The organism is Sphingobacteriales bacterium (assembly GCA_016719635.1).
In the GTDB taxonomy this organism is placed as follows: domain Bacteria; phylum Bacteroidota; class Bacteroidia; order Chitinophagales; family JADIYW01; genus JADJSS01.
Genome location: JADJYT010000014.1, coordinates 1 through 5,857, shown reverse-complemented (window position 1 = coordinate 5,857; position 5,857 = coordinate 1). Strand labels below are relative to the sequence as shown.

General features: G+C 41.2%; 6 protein-coding genes. All 6 read right to left on the bottom strand.

What is annotated here, in order from left to right; all coding sequences use genetic code 11:
* Nucleotides 1–555 precede the first annotated feature (555 nt).
* Nucleotides 556–996 (bottom strand): DinB family protein, encoded by a 441-nt coding sequence (locus IPM95_14435; protein MBK9330460.1) that lies wholly within the window; start codon nt 994–996, stop codon nt 556–558.
* 71 nt (nt 997–1,067) lie between these two features.
* Nucleotides 1,068–1,538, bottom strand: coding sequence for an OsmC family protein (locus IPM95_14430; protein ID MBK9330459.1), 471 nt, complete (start codon nt 1,536–1,538; stop codon nt 1,068–1,070).
* Nucleotides 1,539–1,549: 11 nt separating this feature from the next.
* Nucleotides 1,550–1,885, bottom strand: coding sequence for a n-acetylglutamate synthase (locus IPM95_14425; protein ID MBK9330458.1), 336 nt, complete (start codon nt 1,883–1,885; stop codon nt 1,550–1,552).
* A 120-nt stretch (nt 1,886–2,005) separates the two neighbouring features.
* Nucleotides 2,006–3,430, bottom strand: coding sequence for a S41 family peptidase (locus tag IPM95_14420; protein MBK9330457.1), 1,425 nt, complete (start codon nt 3,428–3,430; stop codon nt 2,006–2,008).
* Nucleotides 3,431–3,746: 316 nt separating this feature from the next.
* A complete protein-coding gene (locus tag IPM95_14415; GenBank protein MBK9330456.1) occupies nt 3,747–3,905 on the bottom strand; it encodes a hypothetical protein in 159 nt (52 codons plus the stop codon).
* A gap of 530 nt (nt 3,906–4,435) precedes the next feature.
* Complete coding sequence (locus IPM95_14410; GenBank protein MBK9330455.1) at nt 4,436–4,621, bottom strand: hypothetical protein; 186 nt, start codon at nt 4,619–4,621, stop codon at nt 4,436–4,438.
* Nucleotides 4,622–5,857 lie beyond the last annotated feature (1,236 nt).

Genomic DNA, 5,857 nt, shown 5'->3' with positions numbered 1-5,857 from the left:
CTTGTATTATAAGCTGTTCCTAATCAAACTTTTTTCCGTTGTTCGTGTAAAATATCATTCAACATAGTTTTGTGTAATAGCTGTCCGATACCTTTTTCCTCAAATTTGGGTCTAAAATAACGCCTAAAATGTTATTTTCTTTTCAAGTCAGCAATTGCAATCCTACTATTTGTTTCCACAATTTACACATCAACTCTTCTCTTATTGTACAACTCTTCGCAGTCTTCTGTCTGTCAAGTTTGGATTTGATAAAAGTATTTTCTGTAACAGAATTTCTTACAATTTGAATCTGTTTTGGCGTCATCAATTTTAGCTTCTAATAGCCGCACTTCTATTTTTCTATTAAAGATTGCCTCAAATTGATACTTGCCGGTCGTGTCGTTGGATCGTTGTAGCCTGACCGCTAACTGGTTTAAGGCTTGGCGATCCCGTCGCGTCGGGATTAAGTTGTGGAGGATTTTTACCAGCTAAAGCTCAATAGGATTGCTGTTGTTGAATCTTGCACAATTCAGCCGCTATATTGCCAAACCCATGTTAGCGGTTTTTTTTCTATTTTCAATAGTCAATTACTTGTATTAAATGATGCTCTAAATGTTCAATATAATCATGAATTAAAAATTCTATGGGCAATAAATTTTCGCCAACTCTGATTTGCTTTTTTAAATTTTCTGTCGGAATTCGCTTAATAATTTCAATGAGTTGTCTGTTGTAAATACTCCAAAATAGTATAATTTGTTTGCTGTCAATTTGTTGATAAAAACTATATTCATTCCATTTGTTTGGGTCGTAACATATTTCAGGAATATCCTCAAACTGTCCACGAACAAATCTTTGATGATTATTTGTCGCACTATCAACTAAATGTCCAATTATTTCTTTTTTGCTCCACTTGTTTTGCGAAGGTTTTTCAGACATTTTATCTTCACTGATTTGTGTCAGGATACCTGGCACTTTGTCCATTATGAAATTCAGTCTGCTTATTGCTTGGTTTATCATTATTTTCTTTTAATTCGTTCACCATTCGTTTCTTAAACTGACGCACATCGTTTTCGAAATTTAAAAATTCTTTATTCTACTTTGCAGGTTGGATTACACTTTACTTCAAAATTCATAGAATTGGCTATGTAACAAATTTCGTGTGCTTTGTGATGCAACTCGATGGCTCTTTCTACCATCGTTTCATCGGCAACATAAAATATTGGATTCAAAGTTACTTCTTTGAAACTTCCGCCACCACTTGCCTGTTCAATCATAATGCCTGTGGCATTGTCGGTGTAAGATGTAATTACAACTCCTTCCAATGAACATACATACAAGTAGGAAAGCATATGGCAGGATGAAATGGCTGAAACCAATAAATCTTCAGGATTCACTTTTGATTTGTCTCCAACAGCAGGATTGTCCGTTGTTAGGAATAATTCAGGTTTCCCTTGAATGGTTACAGTATGGCTACGGCCATAGTCTCGAACATTTTTTGTTCCATTACCATTATTGCCTGTCCAAACTGCAGTTAGTTTGTAGTTGTGTTCGTGTGCCATTGTATTTTAATTTATTGTTCTTCAATTATTGATGTTCCTTTTGATTTATCTCCCGAAGTCCATTCCCAATTTTCGTGAAGGCGAATTTTCCCATTTTCAAGAATTTCTGGTGTTGATTTGCAAATTCCTGTCATCAATTCGTCTTTGTCATTTACTTGGTGATACCGCATTTCTATATTTCCTAAATGGTCAACCAAACCAATTAAATGACCATATTTAATTTTCCCTCCAGAATATACAGAAGTAAGAATATTTCCAACTTGCTTGTAATGAAAAAGTGTTTCGTTCGAAGTCTCTCCGTTTTCAGTATTGCTAATCGGTCTGAATTTTTTGTCGTTGTAGTTCATCGTGTCGTTTTTCTAAAATAACCGCATAACGGTTAGTACATGCGGCGTGGCGGCGTTTAGCCGACATGAACGTCATGTACCTTGTTAGCAACTGCCTTTATTTCATTTAATACATATTATCTACTTATCTGCGTTTATTTCATTTTTAATTTTTTGAAGAGCCTCTTTGTAATAAGTAAGATTCTCATCATTGTTTTTTATTGCGATATCTACCGCTTTTTGATAACTTTTCAATGAAGCCTTTAAATCTCCAGTTATTTTCAAAGCTTCTCCATAACTATCATATACATTAGGAGATTCAGGAAAATGAATAGTGTTGGATTTTAGAATACATAGACCAATTTCTGGTTTATTTAGCTTTGTCATGTATTCATATCCTAAATTATTAATATCCCATTCTCCGAAAAGTTGGGAATCTACTAAGTTTTTAATACAGCTACTTATTTCATTTTCTGATTCTCCTTTCTTGAAATTTTCGAGACTTTGGTTGAGTTTTCTTTGCAATTGAATGTATGTTTCAAGTTTGTTTCTCCTTAAGAGATCAGCAGCTTTTTGGGCTTCTTTGAGTGCTTGATCAAATGTTTCTTCTTTTTTAGTAATGATTTCTGGTTGCACACCTATTCCTTCCCAGCTGGTATTAGTAATGGGATTAATTGCTCTTCCGGTAGGGATAAAAACAGACAACTGATCGTTAATGCCCCTTGTTCCGCCTGGATTTGCTGCTCCTGCAGACGTTTGTCCTATTAAAGTCGCTCTTCTTTGTGTTTGCATATTATAGGAGAATTCCTCTGCTCCAGAGAATGTTTCTTCACCAATCATTACAAATAGAGGTATGTCAATCAATTTTTTACCACCTACTTCTTCTAATGTCCAAAATTCTTCAGTCCTATCTCCTTCTCTGTAATAGAGGCTATTTAAGTGCAATTTCTGAGCAAAGAAATAACTGCAAAGATATTGGACCATAGATGGATCTCCACCACCATTTTTTGTTAAATCAATGATTACTGCATCTGCTAAAGACATCAATTTCATATAGGCATCCGCAATTTCTTTCGCTCTATCCATAGGTGCAAACATCCTTAAATCCAGATATGCAACATTGCCTTCCAGCATCTTCAATTCTTTAAAGCCGTGATTAATGCTTCTGTAATTATTAATCTGACCCCTTCGATGCTCTGCTTTTGCTTCCAGCGTATTTTTTGGAGCGATATAAGGTTGATTGGACATTATCCTCATATGCTTATCCTTATTGACACTTTGCACTACCTCTGTGAGGATGGCCGCAAATCTTTGGTTGTCTTTACATGTATCAAAATACCCAGCTTTATATTGGTTATCAAGATGTTCGCTCGTTTTCTTTGCAATATCTGGATAGATGTAGAAGTCTTGCATTAACACAGACAGTTTTTCAATTACATCTTTTTTATACGCTTCATCTAGGGTGGTTTCTTGACTAAATAATGCTTGCATTGAAAGGACAAACAAAATAATTAATGGATATTTCATACGTGATTTTTGCTTTTGTGAATAAATTTTAATGCCCATTTTCTGGTTGTTGCTAACGTTTGTGTTTCCAATCCCTCTTATACACCCAATTCGTTCTCCTTCCCCCATCCTTCTTCCAGCAGTAGTAAGATTGGAGCTCGGTCTCTCTCTCAGGATTCAAAAACGTTGAATAGAGTAAAAGTAAAGGCTTTATTCGGAAAGCAATATCGGGCAGAAAAAAAGTGCAAGAAAGGGGTATCCCTCTCCCGTTTGTAATCGGATATAACAAACTCGATGGGCGGATTTACCAGCCGTTGAGGGCGCGTAGTTATTACGTTTCCGGCGATTGTAGTCGCCGGTACGGTATAGCCCTGTGTCATCGCCGGTCCAATCTCGCCTGGTCTTCCTCAAAGGAGGTCACCTCATCGGGCAATACCAAAACACCGCCGACCACCAGGCCGCATGGAAAATCCAAGTCTTTATTGGAAAAGGTAGCCGTTCCGTTGTTCTGATGCGGGGCCGTGCAGTGTTCCACCGGAATAGCGTGCCCCAGGCCGCTGAGATCGTACCGGAACGAGACGACCTCTTTACCCGCTTTCGACCAGGGGAGCGCTTCACCCGGGGTCAGCTTATTAAATTTCAGTAGCCACTCCGGCGTCAGTCACCAGACCGCAGATAGCCCCACTGTTTGGCACTCCCGCCGGCATTGGCCATTTTCACGATGTTGTCGCCCACTCCGTGAAAGACGGCCAGCCGTGAGGATGAGTACCCGAGCAGAGGCATTTTGGCTCCTCACCTTGCCCCCAGGCTTCTTGACTGAGCGTGACATTGCCCGCTGGTAGCCGCCAGGCCGGTACTGAGGCTGTTGGTAGCGCTGTGTGGAATGCCGCGTACTGAGCTGCCGCTTTGATGGTTTCGATAAGGCAGCGAGCACCAAACCGATGTCGCCGCCCGTTGAAACGCCGGTGACAAAGATGCGGGTATCGGTCTATGTTGTGATGCGTGAGGGCGCGGCAATTATTTGGCTGATGGACGCTGACCCACTCCGTTGTTGGGGCTAACGTCTTACGGGTTGGTACCAGTTGAAACAGCGGTTGAGGTTGTTGGCGGCCGATTGCTGCGGGATATAGCACGATGAATTTCCTGATCGGGCAAGGGTATTCCAACCGCTGAGGCGGGCCTTTGAGCATCCTGAAGGCAGCCGTGCAGCACCACCACCACCAGGGAACTTCGTAAACCACCTCCGGGCACATATTACCAGCACTTCAGTTCGCCGGGATTGCCGCCGAAAGCAGTCATTTCTGGTCATCGCCGGCGGTTGGTCGGTTTTCAGCAGCGGCTTATGGCCACCACGCCAATAATGCGATGCTCAGATATTTGTGGCATGTATTTCCAATTTTGTCATAAGATAAGCCTGGAGTAGCGGGAAAAATAAATGGTTCCCCCAAGTACAAGCACGCCTTGAGCATTGTCGTCAAGCTAAGAAAGTCAGAAACAGGCAACGTAAATGCTAACAGCCCTGATGCCCGCCTGCCGCGAGCCATCACTGTTCTACACATCTTTATTCCCTTCACTGACTCTATGCCTGGTCTTCAAACAGCGATAGACAAGAGCAACGCGGGACCGCATTAAGATTTTAGATGGACGGACAGAAAAACCGGAAAGAAGCCGATAAGGGCATGAGCATCACCCTAAACCAAACGCTTCTTTAAGGACTCTAACCGAAGCAGACAGAGTGAAATACAAAAGCAAGAGAGCGAGAGTTTATCGGGTTCCTTTTTTCGATCTCAGCTCGTTAAAAATCTGTACAGGATTTTGTTCTTTTTTCGTGAAAAGAACACCTCTTTAAAATATTTCAGTTATTACTGATTATGTAAATTTCGTCTGTTACTTTTTTAGGTTTCATAAATTTCGCATCTCTTTAACAGCCTGTCTGTTTTTAAAAAGATGCTATTGTTTTTTGGATGTGCATTCCATTTTGGCAATAACCTGTCCCGCTGATCGCTATTTCCCGGCAGAAAAGAAACTTCACTGGTTTTAGAATTTGGCCTGCTGACAGCCTCCCCGGCCTCAGCAATTACTGGAAACAGGGCAGCCGAGATCAGTGCTTTGACCTCCACAACATCGGTCTCGCGATGTACACCCTGGAGAAGCCGTGTTGGTCATGGTAACGGAGGATTTTCTCTGACCGATCAACAAGTGAGTACTGATCGTTATGAAAATCCCAATTCCATACCGGTATTGGAAAACCAATCTGTTCACCTGATCTACTACCGGCAATGATGATTACTCCATCAGACCTCTGCATTTACGCCCGTGGACGTAGCGTGGCCTTCTGATGATACCAAGACCACCCACTCCAGCTTGACTGGTGCGGCCAAACATTTATGTCAGGTCGAATTGGGCCGGTGATGCCTATAAGGAGTATGTACGCTCTTATTTTGAGAGCGAGGGGATGTGGACACCACGGTTGCTCCTGCTGTTCTG

Bases quoted from the DNA above. Each gene is read 5' to 3' on its own strand.
- IPM95_14435 (MBK9330460.1), bottom strand. From the start codon at position 996: ATGATAAACCAAGCAATAAGCAGACTGAATTTCATAATGGACAAAGTG.
- IPM95_14430 (MBK9330459.1), bottom strand. From the start codon at position 1,538: ATGGCACACGAACACAACTACAAACTAACTGCAGTTTGGACAGGCAAT.
- IPM95_14420 (MBK9330457.1), bottom strand. From the start codon at position 3,430: ATGGGCATTAAAATTTATTCACAAAAGCAAAAATCACGTATGAAATAT.
- IPM95_14425 (MBK9330458.1), bottom strand. From the start codon at position 1,885: ATGAACTACAACGACAAAAAATTCAGACCGATTAGCAATACTGAAAAC.